Here is a 21,920-nt window from a genome sequence, read left to right as displayed (position 1 = left end):
ATGCCTGTCCAAGCCTTACGCGATCCTAGGCTTGTCATGCAATCGCGCCCGCGCCGGGCGGCGAGGCTGAAGCGGCCGCTCGAACAAGCTCGTCCTTCTTGTCGGCGGAAGGGTAACTGATCAAGACAGCCTTATACGCCCCCTTGAACACGAAGAAGCTTCCGGCCGCAACACCGACCACGCCGCATGCGGCAACCACCGCCTCCATGTGGGAAAGCGATCCGGCGCCACCAAGAAACGTCACAGGCAAGCGCACCGCCTTTCGAACCTCGACGGCAAGCTCAAGATCATAACCCTTCATCATCCCGTCGTTGTCTATCGAATTGATCACGATCTCACCGGCGCCCAGCGCCTCGACCTGTCTTGCGATATCGATCACCGAACGCCCCGTCGACCGGGTGCCATTGTGGGTCCACGCCTGGCTTTGTCCGGTGCGGCCGTCCTTCCTGGCATCGATCACAACAACAACGCTCTGCCCGCCGATCTCCTGCGCCGCCGCCCCGACAAGCTCGGGCGACGCAATCGCGGCCGAACTGATGGCTACCTTCTCGACGCCGAGCCCGACGATACGCTTCACCTGTTCGACGGTCTTGATGCCGCCGCCGTAACAAAGCGGCATCCGGCACTCCATCGCCAGATTGGCGATCATCCGGAAATCTGGCTCCGCTCCGTTTGCCGTCGCATCGATGTCGAACACCGAGAGTTCATCGGCCTCCTTTTCGTTGAAAATCTTAACCGCATTGATCGGATCGCCGACATACTTCGGCTGCTTGAAACCGACTGTCTTGACCAGACCGCCCTTGTGAATCAACAGGCCGGGAATGATTCTCGGTCTCAGCACGCTTAAAGCTCTGCAAAATTCTTGAGAAGCCGGTTGCCGAAGCTGTGGCTCTTTTCAGGATGAAACTGAACGCCATACACGTTGGCGTGACGAATCGCGCAACTGAACTCCGCGCCGTAGTCGCAGGTTGCCAGCACATCATCCTGACGATCGCAACCGACGTAGTACGAATGCAGAAAGTAAAATCGCGCGTCCCGCTCGAGGCCGTTGAATAGCGGATCGGCTCCGCGCGGGCGGACATCGTTCCAGCCCATGTGCGGAAGCGGCATGTCCCTGGCTGCCTCCCAGGAACTGAACGCCCTGACGTCGGCATCGATCCATCCAAGCCCCGGCAAGGCGCCTTCCTCACTGCGTCGGGCAAGAATTTGCATTCCGACGCAAATGCCGATGACGGGCACTTTGTCGCCGAGCACCAGCCGATCGAGCGTGTCCCGCATACCCGAACGCTGCAACAATTCCATGGCGTGATCGAAATGGCCGACGCCAGGCAGGATCAGCCTCGACGCGCTCTTGAGCTCGTCGCTACTCTTCGCAACCGTCACCTTGATGTTGGCTCGGTTGTAGACGTTGACGAAGGCGGCGATATTGCCCAGGCCATAATCGACGATTGCGATCATCGAACGACCATTCTTTGCACGCCAAGCATCCGCAGAACCCGCGTTCCCAGATCGATGAGCGGCATCATCGACTTGTAGTCGCGATAACTTTTGTTCGGACCGGCCATCAATGCTCGAAGCTCGGAAGCCGTTAGATCGAGCTTGGTGGCGACGTACTCGAACTCGTGCTCGACATCATCCCTGTCATAGGCCGGCTCGGATATCTTGCGAAGCGCTTCATCCCGGGTCATCTGCTTGGTGAGTATCAGACTCGAAAAATGCGCGCGGCGCTTGTCGAAACCGAATTTCGTCGGCAGCCAGTATCCTTCGTAAAACCGGGTAAAGCGCGACTCATAATGTTTGTGCGCGTACTTCTGCCATCCGAAACGATCCGCCAGCTCCTGCATCGCATCGTCCTTGATATAAGGAAAATGGTTGAGAGGCTTGACGACCCGCATTCCCTTGAAAAAACGATAATAGACCCGATAGGTGAAGATATCGGTGAGCGGGAACGTTTTCAGCGGCCGCGTCCCGAACTGGCGATGAATATCGCGTAATTGCCGCAGGTCGGTGGCGTGATAGTGCCATTCCAGTGGCTCGCGCACGCATTCTGTCGAATAGTTGGCGCCCGTGATAACGTACTTGAATCCGTGGGTCGCCGCGAAGTTGTAGAGCGCGGCAAAGAAAGCGTGATCCTGCGGCGTATCCAGATGCGGCACTTGAGCTTTGAAAAACGCGAGTTGAAGATCTTTCATTTCCTGCCAGTCGATCACCTCGGTGTGGAGATCGAGTCCGAGTCCGTCCACCATCTTCTCGATGTTGTTCACTGACTGCTGCGAGTTCCAGCCGGCGTCGACATGGAAGATCAACGGTCGCAGGCCAAGCCTCTCCTTGGCGAGGTAGGCGACATACGAACTGTCGACGCCGCCGCTGACGCCGATGATGCAGTCGTGATCGCGATCCTTGCCCTCCGACCGAATTCGTTCGGCTTCGGCAAGTATCTCGCGCTCGCCGCGCTCGTCGGGACGCCAGTTGGGCAGGATATTCTGATGATAGTTGTTGCAGTAATCGCACCAGCCGCGTGAATCGAACGTGATGTTCGAATCCGAAGTATCCATGATGCAGTTATTGCAGATCATGTAAGGACGTTTTGCCGGCACCACATTCTCTTCCAGCTTTCAGACACCGTGATTCGAACGGCCGTTTCTGATAACGCGCGTATAAACCGCTAGCAGTTTTTTTGCGTTGCTCTCAGGGTGACAGTTCGTTTCGGCTAGTTGCCTGGCGTTTCTCCCCATTCGACGTACGTCGTCGCGATTATCGGCAAAATGCATGATGGCTTCGGCCAGTTTCTGCGGGTTTCTCGCCGGGATTACCAGCCCTGTTTCGCCATGTACCAGCGTATCGGGATAAGGATTTTCGACCGCCACGATCGAAGGAACCGAGGAGAATGCCGCCTCGAACACGGGACGGCCCGGTGCATCGAAGTGCGACGGAAACGCCACTACATCCATGCGCTCATAAACCCGTTGGATATCAACGGTCGGCCCAAGCAGATGGAAAATATCGGAAAGCCCCTCCACGCTGACGCGCTCGGTCAGTTCCTTCTGAACGTTCTGCGCAAGCCCGGCGCGATTTAGCGCCCATGCCTTCAAACCCTTGTCGGACACGGTGCCTCCGCCAACGATCAAGAACTCGACATCACGACCCGTCGCCTTCACGAGTTTCGCGGCCTCGAGCAAATCGAATATTCCCTTCGAGCGATGCAGGTTGCCCACGAAACCCACCTTCAGTGACCCCAACCGTAATCCATCAAGCCGCGCCAGCATGGCACGATCCGGCGAGGAGAGAACTTTCGGTGTAAAAGAATTCTGGATGACGTCGACCTCAATGTCGGCCGGCAGTGTGGCGCGAACATTCTGATCGATCGCTACCACGGCAGAGGCGTTGGCTCTTAGCCGTTTCTTCAGCCAGCGGCACCGCAATGAATGCTCATCCTGCCACGCGAGGGAGCGGGCATGCACGACCAGCGGAGCCCGGAACAGCCACTTGGCGATCATGCCTGGAATGATGCCCAAGAACTCGTTGATGTGAATCACATCAATCCGATTCCACTTCCGCTTGGCTCGCAGCAGTACAGCTACGGTGAAAGGCAAATAGAATATCTCGCGCAGCACGACCAGCCAGCGGACGCCCTTGTAGTGACTATATCGGGTATTGTCGAACTTTGTCAGGCCGCGTGTGGTCATGCTGTCTTTAGCGATCTGCCGGTAGAACTGCAACGCCGTCCCCTCGACTGCGACGAAATACGGATCAACCGCCTCAGCAGACAACGGCCGCACTACCTCGAACAGGCTCCGGGAAGCGCCGCCGAGCGGCCCATCACTATCAATGTACAGAACCTTCATCACAGAACAGTGGGAGATCGCGAGATTTGGGAGCGCTCCATGAAGCCGGCAGACCCCCTGGTGATCATCAACATCAAGAGGACAAACATTCCATCGGTGGGATGAAAGACACTTCCCCAGTTCATCATCAGGATCAAAATCGCCGGAAAAGAGGCGCACGCCCAGCGGTCATCGCGAAATGCAGACACGCGTAGCCGGCCGACGAGATAAAGCGTGAATAGTATGCCGGCTAACCCGTAGGTCGCCAGCAGCCGAGTTGGCAAGGACTCCGAGCCATTTGTCGCAAGCGGCTTTTCACTTGCCTCAAATATGGCCTGATAAGACGATCCCCACCCCATCCAACCCGGACTGGAGAAAAAGAGATGGAGGTGGGCATTCCATAACCACGGGCGATACAGCGAATAAAGAATATCCGAAATGGATAAATTGGTCTGACCACGCAAGAGAAACGTTGAGATCACTTGATTATCCTGCAGCAGATACAGGATCGGAGCGGATGAAAAGATTGCCAGATTGAAACCGAACCCCACAATGATGGCGATCCAGAACAGGCGCACGGGTCTTGGCCTGCGATACTTGCTAAAAAAATGATGCAAAGCCAGATATATCAGGGCTGCGATCAACGCCGCTCTCACGAACGAAAACACCAGGAAATAAACAGCAACGGCGAGAACGATTGGATGACGTTTCGCGCGCTGTTTGCTGCTGGTCAACACCATCAGCATCCCTAGTGAGAGGAGACCCGTATAAGCCACGTTCGGAAAGAATGATACCCGCATCCGGCCATAAACCGGATCGGAATAGCCCGGTATCAAACCATAGTGGTTGAGGTCAGACAGAAATTTGATAGAGACGCCGACCAGGATCAGCAGCACGTAGAGCCGGACCAGATCCTGCACATCAAGCGTCGCCTGATCCGTCGAGATCCAGGCCAAGACCAGAACAAACCCGCCGAGTTGAATAATGACGCGTATGTCGCCAATCACAAAATACCAACTACCGGCCCACAGCACCATGACGAGCAGTAGCTTTGCTCTGCCAAACAGGGTTTTTAGAAGCACATGCGGATCCAGCAGAGGAAACAGCAACGCCGGAGTTACAAGCAACCAGTATTGGAAAGAACCACGTTCAAAGCTGTTCAACTGCCCAAGCGACATCGTTACCGTCAATGACAAGGCAATAAATACGGTCATCAGCCGCTGTGGTCGATTCATCCGCGCGGCCATTGGCAAGGCTGCTGGGGTTCCGACAGACAAGACGTGAGTGCTCAATGCCCCAGCGACTCCTGAAGCTGGCGCCTGCAAGAATCAAGAGACGAAGCGGGCAGCAGAGCCGCCAGATTGTCGACATAGCCGGGTGCGGAAAAGTGGTCTGATTCCGCGGAATCAAAGGACGGCGGACTTGCCACGATATCCCAGACGTCCCGTGGACTAGCGGCGCGATAGAACAAACGGCCGTCGACGGTATCCATTAGCAGTTCATGGCCATCGAGCGGGATGATCACGCTCCTCACGCCGATTGCACCGGCATCGAAATGGCACGCCGACGCGATAGTCAGATGCAGATCACTGTCGGCCAACAAATCAAACACGTTCGGCTGCTCGGCGCCCGATATGATCCTGATTCTCGCGTGAGATTTCAGCGCATCAAATTTCTCGGGGCTGGAATCATAGATCGGATGCAGTTTGATCGACAAATGCCAATCAAGAGACGGCGGCGCAGCGCGCGCCAGTTCACCGATCCAGGCCACGAGTCGTTCCGTATCGAGTCCTTGGGACGTCAGCACGAGACGGATACGACCGTCGCTGACCTTGGCAGCGCGCCTGGCTCTTGCCGAGTCCGTCATTGCATCGCCGACCGCGACCGCATGGTCTCGCCCCTGCCGCGTCGCGGCCAGTTTCTTCATCCAGTAGCTCCCGCGGATAGCAAGAACATCAGGCAGGACCAGTTCAGCACCAGATCCTTCGACCCACAGCGGAATAGCATCAGGCTGTGTTGCATCGAACACGCCGTGTTGCACCTCGATGAACCTGATGTTTGCGCGATGCGTAGCGATGCGCAATCCGTATTCACCGGTATCAGAAACGAGAACCGCGCGAGGTTTTATGCGGGCAAGAAGAGCGCCATAGAGCTTCGCCTGCCAGATTACAGTGGATAGTCGCATCTGCAACCAGCGTGGATCCACCGCGACCTGCAGTTCAGATTGAAGGTGCTCTGCGACAAACCGGCAGAACGGCATTGCGTCAGCCGGAAACAATCGGCCAAGAACGCGGCCCCAGAATGTAAACACCACCGGGTTGAGGTCAGAGGGCCGCCAGGCCGCGGCCGCTTGGACCTTAAAGTCGGACGAGTTGATTTCCTCAAGCTTGACGCAGGAATAGCCACGGCGAAGAAGACTATCGAAATGCAGGTCTTCGTACTTGTCACCATGCTTCGTGCGTAGCGCGGAACGACAGGTCTTGATGAGCAGATCCTTTTTCCTGCTCGCGATCAGAAGCCAGAGCGCTCCCAGCGTCCCGCGCAGCGCCTCAAGAATGCGGATGTAAATCGGCCTCGCCGGCTTTGAAAACGGCAGGTCGGCAACACGCCAGTAAACCGGGTTTCTCATCACGCGCCATGCCGACCATCCATCGGCCCGATATGAGAAAAAATCGTGCCGACGCTCAAGCGCGAACAGCTTCTCAAGCCGCGCCGCCCGCTCTTCGCCACTAGTCACGGGAGCCAAGTCCGTAGATTCTTGCGCACAACGCCATGGAGCGCGTCGCCTCCTCGAGCGAGGCGAGGTTCGGCGCATGTCCCTTGAGCGCCTCCACGAGCTGCTCCGCCTGATAACGCAGACCGGGCTTGTATTCGGAATCGATGGATTCAGGAGCGACATCGGTCAGACGGCGCTCGCCGCGCCGCTGAACCGCAAGCTTCTCGATCGGGCGCATCTCGAGACGGAGGCTACGATTCGTGACGCTCACCGACCATGGCCCCGGCGCGTTCCATGCAACCTGATACACGCCGACATCGCCGCTGGAAAACCGGATCGTGGCAACGACGAACCCGGGCGAGTCCGGCGACCAGGGGATGCCATGTTCGACGGAAACAACGTCGCCCCGCGCCATGAAACTGAAATAGTCGATGAGATGGATCGAATTGGCATACATCCAGTTGCGAACAACCTCCTCTGGCTGTCCCGCACCGCGTGCTGCTTCCTGATCCTCCTGATCGAGAATCGAAATCAACCGCGGACTATCGTCAGCCGCCAATTCGGCAAGCGCCTGCCTCGTGGCGGCGTACGACCGACGATTTAGCGCCACGTATGCGCGGCTGCCGGTCCGGCGGCTGTTATCGAGAATGCGCTCCGCGGCGGCGAGATCGACGCCGGCCGGCTTTTCGAGCAGACATACCCACGGAAACCTGAAACACTCGCCACAGACCTCCGGCATCGACAGCTCGTTGACGGCAACCACGACAGCATCGGCTCGCGTGGCATCATACATCTCTTCAATGCTGTTAAAAACAGGCACCGAATAGGTCTGTGCAAGCGCTTCCGCACGCGACCGGGTGCGGCTGCAAACTCCGGCGATATCCACCTCGGTCAGCGAATGGATCGCCCTCGCGTGTTCCTGAGCCATGTGCCCGGCCCCGACGATCGCAATCTTCCATCTTTTCATGATCAACGCTCAGCTCGCATTCGTCTCAGGCCCATTGAAACCGGCGCGCATCAGGCAACGACTGCCCGATTGCAACGGCGGCCCCGTCATTTTCGTGCGAGACGTGCGCGGCAACACAGCACGCCAGCGCATGAATTCCGGCTTCGCCATCGGGATAGGATTGTCCGGCGAGAAGCGCTGTCCAGAGCGCTTTCGTCGGTCCCACCACGTCCGCGGGCGCAATACTTTCCGTACGAATGTCAGACGGCATGCCGTATCTGGTCGTGGGAAGATCGCGAAACTCGCTCTTTCGGGCGATCACCCGCATCGCGCCGTTCAGTTCGTCCACCACGATCTGGCCATACCGGCAAATGTAAACGACGTTGATGCCGTTGCCGGCGTTGACCGAAAAATCGAGATACAATGACGGGCCGCTCTGGCTGTGCGCCAGAATACGTCCCGATCTGTCCTCGAACTGCGGGCCGCGCGGATTAGCGAGCTTGGCGTCTTCAAACCAAGCGTTGACCGAGTGGACGGGAACGCCGCTGACATACCGGAACATCTCGAAGTAATGACTGGCATTCATCGCCAGCCCGAAATTCGACGCGGCCACCACGACGCTCGCCAGGGGTCCGAGTTGCTCGGACCCGATCAAGGCTTTCATGCGGGTGTATTGCTCCATAAAGCGCATCTGATGATTGATCGCCAGCAGGGTTCCTGAGCGCCTGCACGCATCCATCATCTCACGCGCCTCGCCAAGCGAGGTCGCCATTGGCTTCTCGCAGAGGATATAACGCACTCCCGCCTTGGCCGCCGCCACGACGAGCGGCGCATGAGATGGCGCCGTTGTCGCTACGACAAGCGCATCGGGACGAACGCTGCGCAGCATTTCAACACCGTCGGCGAAGCTCGCGGATGGATCGAGCTTGCAGGCTTCTCTTGCTGCGGCGCGGGCTTGCTCCGCTATATCGGACACGCCACAGACCGTCATTCCGAGACCGGTGATCGCCTCGAGGTGCCGCATTCCCATGCGGCCAAGACCGGTAACAGCCGCACGCAAGCCGGTGGGAGCGGAAGAGCGTATTGTCATATCAAGGGCGATCCTGGAGGCTTGGGGATTCAAGGGGATTTGAAATGTAAGCGCCATGCAACAACGCGGCTATCGCACGCCGCGGTTCGAACCACGGCAGATCGAAGCTTCTTATGGCGACGGTCGTCGCAAACAAAGCCAGAATGCCTTGCGTGGCGGCATACCCTATCGCCGCGCCTTGCGCGCCGAACGTCAAGATCAATACCCAGACGACGATCGCACCCAACGCGGCCGCACTGACCGAGGACGACGCCAGGAGAGCTGTCCGCTCTTGAAAGAAATAGATGCTCGATGTGCAGAAATAGACGCCGCTGAAGGCCCCGCCAAGCACGAACCAGGGAAGCATCTGCACAGCCTCCGCGTAGCGCGGGCCAAGCAAAAGGCCGCTGGTCCAGTGCAAACCGACCTCAACCGCAGCCGCCAGGCCGAGAAAGATCGGCGCGGCGATATAGATCACTCCCACGATGCGAAGCTTGTCGCTCGCATCCCCTGTTTTCAACCTCGCGTAGAGCCAGGGGTTATAGGCTTTCACGAAGGCATCGGCGAGGATGGTCATCACCATTCCCAGCTGGGCCCCGGCTCCGTAAATGCCGAGTATTTTCGAACCGAGCTGCGTCGAAACCATCCATCTATCGACCGTCGCGAGAATGACCCCTGCCATCACATGGGGAATCAACGGCAGTCCGTAGCGTATCTGCTGTTTCAAATAGTCGACGCGGATTGACAAAACCGCGTCCCGCGAAACTGCGAATATGATGAGCGCTCCAGACGCCATGGCGACGGCTGAAAGCGCGATCCCCCCATTACGGCCAGCGGCGCCCCACCCAAGCCAAAGAACCGCAATCAACGACAAGCCGACATTCAGCACGCTCGCCGTCACTTGCAGAAGCGCATTTTTGAATGGCTGCTGCTGGCTTTGCCACAGCACCAGGCGGCACTGAAGAATGACATTCGCGCCAGCGGTTAGCGCCGCCACCGCCGCCCATGGCGCCGGAAGGTCCGCGACCAGCGAGGGCGCTGCCATCACGATCAGAACAGCAATCGGCGCAACCAGCAACGTGGCCCCGATCGCGAGGACCAAAGCCGTGCCGTTGTACGCCGGGATCTGATCGCGCGGCCGCGAAAACCAGGCGACTCCAACGGCCGCATGTACACTAAGCCCTGCGAAAGGCATGCAGAACGTCATCAGCAGTGCGAAGGCAACGATGTGCCCATATTCGGCAGGAGAAAGCACCCGGGTGAGGAGCGGCAAGAGCAAAAACGGTACCGCTGCTGACGCTACATTGGCGGCCGCGTAGATGGCCCCGGCTCGGAACACCTTCATGTCAGATACAGTCGGACCTTACAGCCGGAGAAACGCGGTCAGCATTTTCAGACCTTCCTTGCCGCTCTTCTCGGGGTGAAACTGAGCTCCCACTATCGCGCCTGAGCGAACGGCCGCCGTCACGCGATGGCCTCCATAGCCGCAATCGGCCAGCAGATGCGCAGGATCGTCGGGAATAAGATGGAACGAATGCACCAGGTACACAGGCGTGCCGGCCGTAGTATTCTCCAACATCGTCTCCTTCCACGTGCCGCCGGATGCGGGCGATATTTCACTCCAGCCGATATGAGGAATCTTGTTAGGCTCTCCGTTGACTGCTTGCGTCGGAACCTGCCTGACCCGGCCGGGTATCAGGCCAAGTCCTTGGTGCTGGCCGAACTCCTCGCTCGTCGTTGCCAGCATTTGCATTCCGAGACAGACTCCGAGCATCGGTCGCTCCGTCGCAGCAAATTGCAGCAACGGCTCGATAAGGCCGCGATCACGCAATCCCTTCATTCCATCGGCAAAGGCGCCGACCCCGGGTAACACAAGCCGATCCGCGGCAACGATGTCGTCCGTCTTCGAAGACATCTTGACGTCCGCACCGCAATGGTCCAGCGCCCGTTGCACGCTGAAGAGATTACCGGTGCCATAATCGACGACGGTCACTCTGGCCTTGCTCACACCGCCCTCACAGGAATGTTTTGCGCCTGCGCGGCTTCGCGCAACTGAGGAACGGTCGTACGATTGTAGTGAAGTGCGTCGGCAACTGCGATTGCGTCCGCGCCCGCGGAAACAACCTCGGCGAGATGGCGTGGCTCGCCATATCCGCCGCTCGCTATAACGGGAACGGAGACGGCAGAGGCGACCGCCCTGGTCAATTCCGCGTCAAAACCCTTGCGCGTTCCTTCGCGATCGATTGACGTCAACAGGATTTCACCTGCACCAAGCTCGATGCCGCGCCGCGCCCATTCAACGGCGTCGAGACCCGAACGCTCGCGGCCGCAATCGGTGTAGACCTCCCAGCGGCCATCGCCGCGTGATTTCGCCTCGATCGACAATACCATGCATTGCGAACCGAACCGGCGCGAGACCTCGGTGATCAGCTCCGGCCGTTTCACTACCGCGGTATTTATCGCAACCTTGTCCGCGCCCACGCGCAACAGATCCCGCACATCATCGGAACTGCGGATGCCGCCGCCGACGGTCATGGGAACGAAAACATCGCGCGCCGCATGCCGGACGATATCCGTCAGGTTATTGCGCCCGTAGAGACTTGCGACAATGTCGATATAGATAAGCTCATCCGCGCCTTGCTCGTAGTAACGGCGCGCATACTCCTGGGGATCGCCGATAACCCGCAAACCCTCAAGATGCACTCCCTTGATCAGGTTGGGGCCCTTGACATCGAGCCGGGCGATGAGACGTACGTTGGCCACGTTCTATTCTTCGTTCCAGACTGTCTTGCGCAATGACCACGCGCCCTTCTCGTACTTCCAAAGATGCGGCGACCGGAAGGAGTCAGCCAGATTATCGAAATATCTCCGATCCATGACGGGTTGCTCGAACATCTTTGATGCCTTTGGAAACTCAGCCTCGGGAATGCTCAGGTAGCGAAAGATTTCTTCGGCGAACCGCTCGGGAAATTCTCCGTCGAAGCGACGCGCTAGGCTGACACCCTCTTCACGGGTAATGTCGCCGGAACGAATTTCTTGAGCCGCATCGTAGGTAGCACGGCCGATACCGAACTTGATGAACGTCGTGTAGTAATGAAAATCATCAATGCGATCGTCGATGCTATTGTATTTGCTGTAAGTCCCCGCGGTTCGCTCCGGCGAAGCCTGGAAGCCGCCATGCTCAACGGCATAGTAGTAACAGCTTTGCGGGTGCCACTTCAGGTAATAGCCAAGGTAGTGCACATCGACTTTCTGCCGTTCGACTGCCACGGGATCGGCCGGCATGTACGGCTGCAGTTCGTGTAGGTCGACGCCGAACTGATCCTGCAGATCGGCAATTGACGTCCCCCCCAAGTAAATCTTGGATTTGTCCTGAGCCGCAAAATACGACCAGTCGCGGCGCGCCGTTTGCGTGTCGGCGACCGGATTACCATACTCCGCTTCGTTCTCGCCGTAGAATACCAGCGGAATCTTGTGCAGAAGCGCCATCTTCGGCGCGAGAGATTTTTGGCCGAAGATAAACGGCTGAAACGGATGAAAAAGATTTTCCACCGCGAGGCGCGTGAGCAGGCGATGAACCCGACCATTCGGCGTGCAGAGGAAGTTATCGAACCCGGCATGGACCCATGACTGGAAGTTGCGCCACCCCCAATCCGTATAGATATGAGGCGCCCAGGTGACCGTCAGTGGATGCATATTGTATTTGGTCTTCAGAATGTGCGCCGCATAAAAGCTGTCCTTTCCGCCAGAGCCGGGCAGAATGCAGTCATAGGTCCCGTCGGTTTTGCGATGACGATCACAAAGTTCGCGCAACTCCGCTTCGCGGGCCGACCAATCGATAGTCCTAGCCTTGTGCTCAGCCACCCGACAGGCGTCGCAGACGCCTTCGGCGTCGAAGTTGATGGTTTTTTTCTTGCTGTTCTTCGTGTGCTCGTACTCGATCGTGGAGTTAGGACGCTGGTTGGAAATTACGCAGCTCTTGCAAAAGCAAACCTGCACCGGCAGGCCGTAACGCGCATGATTAGGCCGCTCGGACGAAAACGGCGCCATGTCGACGTCACGGTGACGAGGGTATCGATCCATTGCCATTCTCTCCTGCTATATTCCTAAGCCGCTCGATGTCGGCAAATGTATCGATGTCGAGCGAACGGTCGGCCGGCATGACGAAACCGACGGTTTCATCCGACAGAAACGTCCGCGCACGCATGAACCAGTCGACACGGGCGGCATAGACTGCGCCGTTCAAACACCACGCCGGCGGCAAATCCTGCCTGCGCTGCGGTAGATCGCCATCCGGTTCAGTAAATCGCGCGAGCCGGCCGGCTGAATCGAGCCGAAAAGTCCAATAGGGATGATCTTCTGCTTCGCGGACGCTAACGCAAGCCGGCGCGCCGCTTTCAACAAGTTTCATCAATGCGCCGTCGATGTCGGCTGCCGTTCGCAGCGGCGACGTCGGCTGCAACAGAGCGACGATGTCATGACCGGGGACGCGGCGTAACGCGTCAGCCACGACATCCATCGATGACGCCTCATCGGTGGCGAGCGCCGCATCTCGGATAAACGGCACATCACATCCCGCGCGTTTGGCGACTTCGATGATTGCCGCATCGTCAGACGACAGGATCAGCCGATCCACATGAGACGATTTTCGGGCAGCATCGATGCTCCACTGGATCAGCGGACGCCCGGCGATCGGCACGATGTTCTTGCCCGGCACTCCCTTCGATCCGCCGCGGGCCGCGATGATCGCGAGAACCGACCGCCCGTCGATCATCTAAAAATCTCTGCAAAATCGACGTTCGCCCGCTCATAGTCAGCCATTCGACCGATATCGAGCCAATAGCCATCGATGTGATGGCACCGCGTCGTCATTCCATGCTTCATCATCGCATCAAACAGCGACGGCATGTCGAACGTCGCATTCTTCGGGATCAGACCCAGACTCGATGGCGACAGCACATACATGCCTGCATTGACGATAAAGCTCTGAATTGGCTTCTCCTCGATCGCCTCAATTCCCGCGCCATTTTCGCGCACAACGCCGAACGGAACCTGCATGTCATAGGTACGAACAGCCATTGTCCCGTCGACTCTCGACTCGACATGTCTGTCGAGCATATGGCCGTAATCTTCCTTGGTCAGAAGGTCGGCATTGGTCACGACCAATGGCAGCGTTGGCTGCTCGGTCAGCAAGCTCAGCGCGCCTGCGGTCCCGAGCGGCTTGTCCTCGCGAAGATACGAGATATCCACCCCAAACGACGACCCGTCGCCGAAGTGGTCCTCGATCTGCCTGGCTCTGTAACCGACCGCCAGCAAGATACGGTGGAACCCCTGCTGCGAGAAACTCGAGATGATGGTCTCAAGCAAGGGCCGTGAGCCGACCTTCAACATCGGCTTGGGCGTCTCGCTGGTCAGTTCGGCCAGCCGCGCGCCCCGGCCGCCGGCCATGATCACAACCCAATTGTCACGCTTCGGCGTTGTCAGCAAATCATCGATGGTCTGCAGGCCAACGACGATGCCTTCATGATCGAGGATGGGCATCTGATAGACACCCCGGCTCCGCATCGATGCGATGATAGCCGGAATGTCCTCGTCGGACTTCGCGACGGTCGGATTGACGTGCATCGACTGCGAAACTCTATCGGTCAGCGTAAGCCCCCGCAGAAGCCCGCGGCGTACGTCGCCGTCGCTGAGCGTCCCGAGCAGCCTGCGATTTTCATCGACAATCAGAACCATGCGCGTCCCTGCCCTGTCGATCACCTCGAGCGCTTCTCGCAGCGACAACTCGGGATCAATAAGAACGATCTCCCAGTTTTTCATGCGATACCTCCGGCGGGACGGGCCGGCATGCCAACCAGTTCCCCGCCTCCGTCAAAATCCTTGACGACGACGGCCCCGGCACCAACCAACGTATGTTGTCCAAGCTGAATACCTTGACGCACCACCGCGCCGGCTCCGATGTGGCTTAAATTCCCGACCGTTACCGCGCCGCATAACAGCGCACGCGGCGCCACATGCACATAGTCTCCGACCTCGACATCATGCTCGACGATCGCCGCGGTATTCACGATTGTCCCCTCACCTATCACTGCGGAAACCTGAACGATGCTGCCCGCGAGAAGTTGAACACCGTGGCCGACCCGCGCATGAGGAGAGACGATCGCGGTCGGATGTATCACCGTCGTGAACCGCCAACCCGCTTCCTGAAGGCGCAACTGCAGAGCCCTGCGCGCATCGGTCCCTCTCACGCCGCCGACGCCGTTAGCCAGCAACACTTCATTCCGATCGTAACCAGCCAGAACGATGGCATCGCCGCCCAGAATCGGCAGGCCGCACTGCCGCGATTGATGCTTGGTGGAGTCGGCGTCGGTGAATCCCAACACACTGACACCCGCCGCCTGTAAGGCATCGGCGACGACGGCTGCGTGTCCACCCGCTCCAATGATGATGACGGGCTTCATGGTTCGATCAAATCATCAGGCATATAGTCGCGCCCAGCGGGGCGGCCGATCAGTCTCAGCGCCTCGATCGGCGGCAAGCCGGTGCCGGGCCGCTTTTCGGCGAGCATGTCCTGCGTCAGGATATCCCCCTTGCGGATCGCACGCGCGGCGACGAGGCTGCGGCGAGCCACCGCGCGATTGCGCATCTCATGGGCGTCCGGACCCTTCACGGCGTTTCCCAACGCGCTTTCGATATTGCGGATCGACATCACCAGTTGTTTCAATTCGTGCGGTTCAAGCGACGCATTGTGGTCAGGGCCCGGCAGACCGCGATCGAGCGTGAAATGCTTCTCAATGGCGACCGCCCCCAGCGCGACCGCGGCAAGCGCGATCTCGATGCCGATCGTATGGTCGGAATATCCCACGGGCAGGCCGAACGCCGCGGCCATGGCGGTCATCGCGCGCAAATTGATCGTTTGCGGCAGCGCGGGATATTCCGTCACACAGTGCAGCAACGTGATCTTTTCGCGCAAAGCGTTGCGACCTGCGTTGCTGCAATAGGCTTCTTCGAAATCCTTGCGAAACTTCGGCATCTTGTCTGTAACGAGTCCGAAAGCCACGACGCCCAGCGCCTGCTCCACCTCTCCCAAGGTCGCCATGCCCGTCGAAATGATCAGCGGCTTTCCCGATCGCGCCGATCGCAACAAGAGATCGACGCTGGTCACATCGCCGGACGGAATCTTGATCGCCGGCATCTCGAACGCCGCAAGCATCGCCAGACTTTCGACATCGAACGCCGTCGACATGAAGCCGATGCCCCGGCTGCGGGCACGCTCCGCAATGATCCGATGATCCGCAAGCGATAGTTCCAGCGCGCTAAGCATGTCGAGCTGCGAACCGGCTTCATGGGTGTTGACGACCTGATATTCCGCCTTCGCGGCCTTTGCCGTCGCAAGTTTGTCCGCCTTGAAAGTCTGAAACTTGACAATATCAGCGCCGGCATCGGCGGCGACATCGACAAGCCTGAGCGCCTGCTCGACCGAGCCGTTGTGGTTGACGCCCGCTTCAGCGATGATCAGGGTGCGCTCAGGCATCGGCGTTCCCGATCATGTGAAACCGCTTGCCGATCAGCTCCATTGCCGGAGGTAGCGCTCTTAGGACTTCGACGATTCTCTCCGACGAATGTCCGTCACCATAGGGACTCTTCGTTCCCGAACAATCAAGCTGGATCGCTCTCGCGATCGCTTCCCGAATGGCGTTGCAATCGGGCGCGCAGTGCAGCACCGAAGTCGCGGCGAGACGGCCACGCTGCCGGTCGCCGATATCGACGGTCGCGACACCGAGCGATGGCGCCTCGTAAAGTCCGCTCGACGAATTTCCGACTACAGCGTCCACCTGAGCCATGAGACTGAGGTAAAGCGACTGGCCAAGCGACGTATACAGACGCGCACGATTCGGGTGGGCCTGCACCCACGCCTTCAGCTTTGCAGCCATCGTCCGGCCGCCGGCGTCGGCGTTTGGATGGGTAAACCACAGCGCGGTATCGTCATCGAGCATATCGAGTGCATCCAGCAGTGCGGCGAACTGCGCTTCGCCATGCGCGGCTTCAAGCGTGACCGGATGAAAAGTAATCAGAAGATTTTTCTCGCCGAGCCGCGCTCCAAGTCTGGATTCCACCGCCGACCGGTCGAGGAGCGGCTGCCGACGCAGATGGTCAAGACCCGGACTTCCAACCTCGTAGATGCGCGACGGATCTTCCCCGAGTTGGCGCACCCGGTGTGCTGATTCCGCATTCGTGACAAAATGGACATGCGCCATCTTGGTAATGGCATGCCTCATAGCTTCATCGATCGCGCCTTCGGTCGTGTCTCCCCCCGCGATATGGGCGATCGGAATGTTATGGACCAGGCAGGCCTGCGCGGCGGCGAAGATCTCGAACCGGTCGCCAAGTATCAGCACGATATCCGGCTTGAGATCTTCCAGGACATCCGACATGCCGATCACCCCGAGACCGATCGACTTTGCTATGCCCCCGGGAGTGCCGCTCGACAGCAGCGAGTCCACACGGCGAGTGATGGAAAAGCCGTCCCTCTCGATCTCCCCGACCGTGCCGCCGAATTCCGGCGACAGGTGCATGCCGGTCACAACCAGCTGAAGATCGACATCGACCGCGGCCCGCAAATCGCTCAAGATCCAGCGCAGCAATCCGTATTCGGCGCGGCTGCCCGTCACGACGCAAATTCGTCGGTTCATGGTGAGGCGATCAACCCGGGACTGCTGGGGAGGTTAACGAGTTGCGCCTCGATGCGTTCGGCGACATCGAGGTCCATACGCGGACAGGCATGATACATGGGCAACCTGTGCATCAACGTCCAGACAGGACGAGACATGAAACCTGCCTCGTTGAGCGTGCCGAGCAGTTCATCGCGACGTGCGGCCAATCCATTATCCAGCATGATAGCGTTCAGCCAGTAGTTGCTCGATGTGCCCGGTGGCTCGCGCAGAAGCCGGACGCCATTGATCCCCGCAAATGCCTGTCCGTAACGGTCCGCCAGATGGCGCTTGCGTTGCAGCATCGACGGCAGCCGCTCGAGCTGCGCACAGCCGAGCGCGGCGTTGATATTCGGCATCCGGTAGTTGTAGCCTACCTCGTCGTGCAGGAAATTCCATTCATGCGCGACGCGCGCCGTCGTGCTGATATGCTTCGCCCGCTTCGCCAGTTCGGAATCGTTTGTAAGGACCGCACCGCCCCCGCCCGTGGTCATCACCTTGTTGCCGTTGAAACTCAGCGCAGCGAGGCATCCGAAATTTCCGGTATGGCGACCGTGGTAATACGAACCGAGAGATTCGGCGGCATCCTCGACCAAGGCCAGTTTCCATCGCCGGGCCACTTCCACTAGTGCATCGAGATCCGATGGATGCCCGAACACATGCATGACGACGAGCGCCCGTATCCGTCGACCCGTGGCGCGATTGACGCAAACGCCACCGATAACCTGTGCGACACGCTCGAGATAACGCTCCAGCCGCCCTGCATCGACTCCCAGCGAAATTGTCTCGCTGTCGACAAAGTGCGGCACCGCGCGGATATACGATACCGCGTTCGCGGTCGCGATGAAGGTCAGCGCCGGAATAAGAACTTCATCATCCGCCTCCACGCCTCCCAAAATCAAGCAGATGTGAAGCGCGGATGTTCCGTTGCATGTCGCAACGGCATGCTTGCAGCCCACAAACGCCGCCAGATCGCGCTCGAACCGGTCGACATAGGAGCCCACCGACGATACCCATCCGGTATCGATGCACTCCTTGACGTAGGTCCATTCTTCGCCGCGAAACTCCGGCTCGTGCAGCGCAATCCGCTTGTCCGGCGTGCCGAACAATCCGTGCATGGCTGCGAGCACCGACGCCACCACATTCGATGCACGTTCGGGATGTATTTGCATCCGGTCGCCGTTCACGCGTGGAGCCGTCGTTTCGCGCATCGTCAGATATTGTAGAGGTCGGCCTTGTAGCGTCGCAGATTGGCGGCGTCGCTGAACCAGGCGATGGTTTCATCCAGGCCGCGACAGAGCCCGTCCCGGCGCGCATACTCCGGCGTCCACCCTGTCAGCTCGTTGATTTTCGTATTATCGGCCCACAAGCGCTCGACCTCGCTGCCGGCCGGACGCACGCGCTGCTGGTCAAGTTCGAACTCGACGTCCTTCCCCATCCGTTGGGCAATCAAGCTGGCCGTGTCTCCGATCGAAATCTCGAAATTGCTGCCGACATTCAGAACCTTCCCAACGGCTTGGTCGCATTCGCCGACTGCAACGAACCCTCGCACAGTGTCGCGAACGTAATTGAAATCTCGCGTCGGCGTCATTGCACCGAGCTTGATCCGTTTCACGCCCGAAGCGATTTGCGTGATGATCGTGGGGATCACCGCCCGCGCCGACTGTCGCGGGCCATACGTGTTGAACGGTCTGATGATGCTGACCGGCGTACCGAACGAAAGGTGGAAGCTCATCGCGAGCTGGTCCGCACCAATCTTCGTCGCCGAATAAGGCGATTGTCCCTGGAGCGGATGCTCCTCCGTAATCGGCACGATACGGGCTGTCCCGTAAACTTCGCTGGTCGAGGTATGAACCACCCGCTCAACGCCGAGATCGCGCGCGGCCTGCACGACATTCAACGTACCCCTGACATTGGTGTCCACATACGCATCGGGAGAATGGTACGAGTATGGAATTGCGATAAGTGCGGCAAGATGAAACACCACGTCGCATCCACGCATTGCCGTCCGCACGCCATTCGGATCACGGATATCACCGGCGAACACATCAAGTTCGCGCTTGACTTGCGCATCGGTCTCGTCGAGCCAACCCCAGGAGTTGAAGCTGTTATAATAAACGAATGCACGCACATTCGCGCCCTGCGCGATGAGGTGCTCGGTGAGGTGCGATCCGATAAAGCCATCGGCGCCGGTTACTAGAACTTTCTTGCCCTGAAGTTTCATCGGTTCATTCGACAATGTCATCTGCGACAGCCATGCTACCGCCATTCGGGTGAAAGGGATTCATCCCTCTCGCCCGCCGTGAGCGCCGATGTGATCAAAACCGATGGCTCTACGCGGCCTCGATCGTATCGATATCCATGGTCACCCGGACCTTGCGGCCCAGAAGATCAAGCAGCACCAGAACACGCTCGCCGTCGCTCATCGACTCGAACAGGCCCAGGCAATCAGAAAACGCGCCGTCGACGACGCGAACGGTATCGCCGGCGGAAAATCGGGGCGCAAGATCGAGTTGAACGCAGCCCTTCGAATCTTCACGTTGTTTCAGACGCCGGACGACATCGTCCGGCACCGGCGCTGGCTCGTCGCCACTGTAGACGAGGTTCGTGACACCGACCGTCGAGCGTATGGCACGCCACCTCTGATGAACGAGATCGATCGCCACGAACAAATATCGTGGAAACAGCGGCGATGCCGTGATGTCAACGCGACGTGCATGGCGGCGTCGCCTGGCATAGCGTGGTAAATAGACCTCAAAGCCCTGGCGTCGCAGATGCGCGGCCGCCTTGCCTTCCGCATGCGGATGGGTCTGCACCACATACCACTGTTGTCCGGAAGCGGTCATGACGCCAAGTCTTTCTGACCGCCAGGATCTTTCTGATCATTCGAATCTTCACGGTCCTCCACGATACCTAGAAGACGCGGAAGCAGAACCCTATCCCTGCCAACCGCCAGCGCGGCCAGATTCCGGCTCTCGTGGGCGCCGACCAAATCCGTGATAACGACCGCGTCGAAATTCCTCTCGACGGCGCCGATCGAGGCGACAAGAGGAATCCCCAGAAACCGGCCCGATTTGGTTTCGGCATCAATCAGCGCAACAATCTCGACGCCGCTTTCTATCGCGCACAGCACGGCGATCTCGGCCAGATCCGAACGCCCCATCAAGACGACGGTGCGCAGGCCGCGCGACTTGGCCGCCTCGAACATGGCGACGCAGTCGCTTTTCGCCTGACGAAAGAAGCTGAAGGATTGCGACAGGTAAGTGACAGTCAGGCGCGACTTTTCCGCGAATCCCTTCGGCGTAAGATAGTAAGCGTAGCGGCGCGCTGGAACGTTCTGGACTTTAACCAGCCCCTTACTGACACAGCGCTTCAGATACGCGTTGACAAGACCCAGCGCGATACCAAGTTCCGCAGCCAGCCGCCGTTGCGACAGCCCGCCATCCTCGGCGAGGGACGTCAGCAATCCCAGGATAATCCCGTTCTCACTGTCCTTGGTATTGGCGGTGTCCGACACCTTGATCGCCCCGTTTATCGGACTGCCGCTTACCCCGTTCACACTGTGAACGTCAAGCCTTTTGTTCATGCCGTGAACGCGAGGGTTCTCGGATTTTCGTTTATATTACAACGTTGTTAGCGAACCCGACTTGGTACCTCGCCGGCCTCATCCACAGCCGAATCGTCCGGGTCTGCCAGTTTGGAGCTCACAATCCAGACCACCCCCCCAAGGCCGCCCGCGAGAAAGTTCACGATTCCGAACAATAGCGATGCCCCCACCCCATCCTCGGGGCGCAATGCTGCGTAAGCGAAGGCCAGCGCCATCGTCGCCTCGCGCAAGCCCCAGCCCGCGATCGATACAGGTATCGTCGTGACGAGCATGACAGGGGGAATCAGCAAAAAGAGCTGTGCAAACGACGCGTCGGCCCCGATGGATCGGATGACGGCCCACGCCACTACTGCATTCAGGACGTTGACCAGCAAAGACAGAATGACAAGCGAAGGACCGTGAACGCGGCTGGTGACCAGCCGCCCGGCGATTTGGGAACACGCCCGAACATGCCGTATAATTTGCCAGCGGGTCAGCCACCTCCATGGCAGGAAGCCCAACACCAGGAAGCCAATCCCGCCGGCTATCGCCGCAACGTCGACCAGCAGGAGCGCCACGCGACCGTGCGGATCCGCGATCAGTCGCAAGCTCCATGGCAGGCTCCCGGCTATAAGAACCGCCAGCACCGCAAGACCGATTGCGCGATCAATCAAGACCGAATAGCCGGCTGCACGCCAGCCAGCGCCGCCACGGCCGACGAACCACACGCGCATCGCGTCGCCGCCGACGGAAGACGGTAGCGCCTGATTGAAGAACGCCGCGATCATGTTCAAACGGAAAGCGTGCCAAATCGTCAACGGCGCGCCGCAAAGCTGCGCGATCTCGCGCCATCGCAGAGCGCCGAAAAAAATCTGCAACAGGACAGCGGCGAGCGCAAAGATAAGCCACCACAGCGTAACCAGATCGATCCGCGCGGCGACATCAGAAAAATCGACTTTTCGCAGTGCGAGAACCAGTAATGCGATTGAAACCGCAATCTTGATGACAAGTAACAAAATCCCGCGCATGTGTTTCACATTCGCTGTCACGGGTTTGGCCCCGATACTC

General features: G+C 58.8%; 22 protein-coding genes. All 22 read right to left on the bottom strand.

The window, feature by feature from the left end:
* Positions 1-34: 34 nt before the first annotated feature.
* The 22 genes from NB311A_RS02245 to NB311A_RS02140 all read right to left on the bottom strand — a co-directional run bounded on the left by NB311A_RS02245 (position 35) and on the right by NB311A_RS02140 (position 21,880).
* Entirely contained in the window at positions 35-841 is an 807-nt protein-coding gene (locus tag NB311A_RS02245; RefSeq protein WP_009796803.1) for an AglZ/HisF2 family acetamidino modification protein, read from the bottom strand.
* Positions 842-843: 2 nt separating this feature from the next.
* The gene (gene hisH, locus NB311A_RS02240) at positions 844-1,458 is read right to left on the bottom strand and encodes an imidazole glycerol phosphate synthase subunit HisH (protein WP_009796802.1); all 615 of its coding nucleotides are present in this window, start codon (positions 1,456-1,458) and stop codon (positions 844-846) included.
* Positions 1,455-2,597: an N-acetyl sugar amidotransferase gene (locus NB311A_RS02235; protein ID WP_245256903.1), complete on the bottom strand. Its 1,143-nt coding sequence runs from the start codon at positions 2,595-2,597 to the stop codon at positions 1,455-1,457. The genes hisH (NB311A_RS02240) and NB311A_RS02235 overlap by 4 nt, the downstream gene beginning before the upstream one ends.
* An 18-nt stretch (positions 2,598-2,615) precedes the next feature.
* Positions 2,616-3,845: a glycosyltransferase family 4 protein gene (locus NB311A_RS02230; RefSeq protein WP_009796800.1), complete on the bottom strand. Its 1,230-nt coding sequence runs from the start codon at positions 3,843-3,845 to the stop codon at positions 2,616-2,618.
* The gene (locus NB311A_RS02225; RefSeq protein ID WP_009796799.1) at positions 3,845-5,071 is read right to left on the bottom strand and encodes a hypothetical protein; all 1,227 of its coding nucleotides are present in this window, start codon (positions 5,069-5,071) and stop codon (positions 3,845-3,847) included. Before NB311A_RS02225 ends, NB311A_RS02230 begins: the two co-directional genes overlap by 1 nt.
* 41 nt (positions 5,072-5,112) lie before the next feature.
* A complete protein-coding gene (locus NB311A_RS02220; protein WP_009796798.1) occupies positions 5,113-6,561 on the bottom strand; it encodes a hypothetical protein in 1,449 nt (482 codons plus the stop codon).
* The gene (locus NB311A_RS02215) at positions 6,554-7,507 is read right to left on the bottom strand and encodes a Gfo/Idh/MocA family protein (protein WP_009796797.1); all 954 of its coding nucleotides are present in this window, start codon (positions 7,505-7,507) and stop codon (positions 6,554-6,556) included. The genes NB311A_RS02220 and NB311A_RS02215 overlap by 8 nt, the downstream gene beginning before the upstream one ends.
* A gap of 25 nt (positions 7,508-7,532) precedes the next feature.
* Positions 7,533-8,576, bottom strand: coding sequence for a Gfo/Idh/MocA family protein (locus NB311A_RS19520; RefSeq protein WP_165475207.1), 1,044 nt, complete (start codon positions 8,574-8,576; stop codon positions 7,533-7,535).
* Between the two features lies 1 nt (position 8,577).
* Positions 8,578-9,900: a lipopolysaccharide biosynthesis protein gene (locus NB311A_RS02205; RefSeq protein ID WP_009796795.1), complete on the bottom strand. Its 1,323-nt coding sequence runs from the start codon at positions 9,898-9,900 to the stop codon at positions 8,578-8,580.
* 18 nt (positions 9,901-9,918) lie between these two features.
* A complete protein-coding gene (gene hisH / locus NB311A_RS02200; protein ID WP_009796794.1) occupies positions 9,919-10,563 on the bottom strand; it encodes an imidazole glycerol phosphate synthase subunit HisH in 645 nt (214 codons plus the stop codon).
* The gene (gene hisF / locus NB311A_RS02195) at positions 10,560-11,318 is read right to left on the bottom strand and encodes an imidazole glycerol phosphate synthase subunit HisF (protein ID WP_009796793.1); all 759 of its coding nucleotides are present in this window, start codon (positions 11,316-11,318) and stop codon (positions 10,560-10,562) included. The genes hisH (NB311A_RS02200) and hisF overlap by 4 nt, the downstream gene beginning before the upstream one ends.
* Positions 11,319-11,321: 3 nt before the next feature.
* The gene (locus NB311A_RS02190) at positions 11,322-12,638 is read right to left on the bottom strand and encodes an N-acetyl sugar amidotransferase (protein ID WP_009796792.1); all 1,317 of its coding nucleotides are present in this window, start codon (positions 12,636-12,638) and stop codon (positions 11,322-11,324) included.
* Positions 12,613-13,329: a cytidylyltransferase domain-containing protein gene (locus NB311A_RS02185; RefSeq protein WP_009796791.1), complete on the bottom strand. Its 717-nt coding sequence runs from the start codon at positions 13,327-13,329 to the stop codon at positions 12,613-12,615. Before NB311A_RS02185 ends, NB311A_RS02190 begins: the two co-directional genes overlap by 26 nt.
* Positions 13,326-14,375 (bottom strand): nucleotidyltransferase family protein, encoded by a 1,050-nt coding sequence (locus NB311A_RS02180; RefSeq protein ID WP_009796790.1) that lies wholly within the window; start codon positions 14,373-14,375, stop codon positions 13,326-13,328. The genes NB311A_RS02185 and NB311A_RS02180 overlap by 4 nt, the downstream gene beginning before the upstream one ends.
* Positions 14,372-15,016 (bottom strand): acetyltransferase, encoded by a 645-nt coding sequence (locus tag NB311A_RS02175; protein ID WP_009796789.1) that lies wholly within the window; start codon positions 15,014-15,016, stop codon positions 14,372-14,374. Before NB311A_RS02175 ends, NB311A_RS02180 begins: the two co-directional genes overlap by 4 nt.
* The gene (neuB, locus tag NB311A_RS02170) at positions 15,013-16,089 is read right to left on the bottom strand and encodes an N-acetylneuraminate synthase (protein WP_009796788.1); all 1,077 of its coding nucleotides are present in this window, start codon (positions 16,087-16,089) and stop codon (positions 15,013-15,015) included. The genes NB311A_RS02175 and neuB overlap by 4 nt, the downstream gene beginning before the upstream one ends.
* A complete protein-coding gene (gene neuC / locus NB311A_RS02165; protein WP_040673759.1) occupies positions 16,082-17,248 on the bottom strand; it encodes a UDP-N-acetylglucosamine 2-epimerase in 1,167 nt (388 codons plus the stop codon). Before neuC ends, neuB begins: the two co-directional genes overlap by 8 nt.
* Entirely contained in the window at positions 17,245-18,477 is a 1,233-nt protein-coding gene (locus tag NB311A_RS02160) for a LegC family aminotransferase (protein WP_009796786.1), read from the bottom strand. The genes neuC and NB311A_RS02160 overlap by 4 nt, the downstream gene beginning before the upstream one ends.
* Before the next feature lie 2 nt (positions 18,478-18,479).
* Positions 18,480-19,511 carry an NAD-dependent 4,6-dehydratase LegB gene (locus tag NB311A_RS02155; RefSeq protein ID WP_305807332.1) on the bottom strand — a complete coding sequence of 344 codons (1,032 nt, stop codon included), beginning with the start codon at positions 19,509-19,511 and terminating at the stop codon, positions 18,480-18,482.
* A gap of 88 nt (positions 19,512-19,599) precedes the next feature.
* Positions 19,600-20,112 carry a transcription termination/antitermination protein NusG gene (locus NB311A_RS02150; RefSeq protein ID WP_009796784.1) on the bottom strand — a complete coding sequence of 171 codons (513 nt, stop codon included), beginning with the start codon at positions 20,110-20,112 and terminating at the stop codon, positions 19,600-19,602.
* Positions 20,109-20,783, bottom strand: coding sequence for a winged helix-turn-helix transcriptional regulator (locus tag NB311A_RS02145; RefSeq protein ID WP_050752050.1), 675 nt, complete (start codon positions 20,781-20,783; stop codon positions 20,109-20,111). The genes NB311A_RS02150 and NB311A_RS02145 overlap by 4 nt, the downstream gene beginning before the upstream one ends.
* Before the next feature lie 116 nt (positions 20,784-20,899).
* Positions 20,900-21,880, bottom strand: coding sequence for a lysylphosphatidylglycerol synthase transmembrane domain-containing protein (locus NB311A_RS02140; protein WP_009796782.1), 981 nt, complete (start codon positions 21,878-21,880; stop codon positions 20,900-20,902).
* Between the last annotated feature and the right edge of the window lie 40 nt (positions 21,881-21,920).

This window comes from Nitrobacter sp. Nb-311A (assembly GCF_000152905.1).
GTDB lineage: Bacteria > Pseudomonadota > Alphaproteobacteria > Rhizobiales > Xanthobacteraceae > Nitrobacter.
The sequence above is the reverse complement of the archived record's forward strand: the minus strand, read 5'-3'. Positions and strand labels throughout refer to the sequence as shown.

Coding starts and splice junctions, on each gene's coding strand:
- hisH (WP_009796802.1), bottom strand. CDS start 1,458: ATGATCGCAATCGTCGATTATGGCCTGGGCAATATCGCCGCCTTCGTC.
- NB311A_RS02230 (WP_009796800.1), bottom strand. CDS start 3,845: ATGAAGGTTCTGTACATTGATAGTGATGGGCCGCTCGGCGGCGCTTCC.
- NB311A_RS02225 (WP_009796799.1), bottom strand. CDS start 5,071: ATGGCCGCGCGGATGAATCGACCACAGCGGCTGATGACCGTATTTATT.
- NB311A_RS02215 (WP_009796797.1), bottom strand. CDS start 7,507: ATGAAAAGATGGAAGATTGCGATCGTCGGGGCCGGGCACATGGCTCAG.
- NB311A_RS19520 (WP_165475207.1), bottom strand. CDS start 8,576: ATGACAATACGCTCTTCCGCTCCCACCGGCTTGCGTGCGGCTGTTACC.
- NB311A_RS02205 (WP_009796795.1), bottom strand. CDS start 9,900: ATGAAGGTGTTCCGAGCCGGGGCCATCTACGCGGCCGCCAATGTAGCG.
- NB311A_RS02190 (WP_009796792.1), bottom strand. CDS start 12,638: ATGGATCGATACCCTCGTCACCGTGACGTCGACATGGCGCCGTTTTCG.
- NB311A_RS02185 (WP_009796791.1), bottom strand. CDS start 13,329: ATGATCGACGGGCGGTCGGTTCTCGCGATCATCGCGGCCCGCGGCGGA.
- NB311A_RS02180 (WP_009796790.1), bottom strand. CDS start 14,375: ATGAAAAACTGGGAGATCGTTCTTATTGATCCCGAGTTGTCGCTGCGA.
- NB311A_RS02175 (WP_009796789.1), bottom strand. CDS start 15,016: ATGAAGCCCGTCATCATCATTGGAGCGGGTGGACACGCAGCCGTCGTC.
- neuB (WP_009796788.1), bottom strand. CDS start 16,089: ATGCCTGAGCGCACCCTGATCATCGCTGAAGCGGGCGTCAACCACAAC.
- neuC (WP_040673759.1), bottom strand. CDS start 17,248: ATGAACCGACGAATTTGCGTCGTGACGGGCAGCCGCGCCGAATACGGA.
- NB311A_RS02160 (WP_009796786.1), bottom strand. CDS start 18,477: ATGCGCGAAACGACGGCTCCACGCGTGAACGGCGACCGGATGCAAATA.
- NB311A_RS02155 (WP_305807332.1), bottom strand. CDS start 19,511: ATGACATTGTCGAATGAACCGATGAAACTTCAGGGCAAGAAAGTTCTA.
- NB311A_RS02150 (WP_009796784.1), bottom strand. CDS start 20,112: ATGACCGCTTCCGGACAACAGTGGTATGTGGTGCAGACCCATCCGCAT.
- NB311A_RS02140 (WP_009796782.1), bottom strand. CDS start 21,880: ATGCGCGGGATTTTGTTACTTGTCATCAAGATTGCGGTTTCAATCGCA.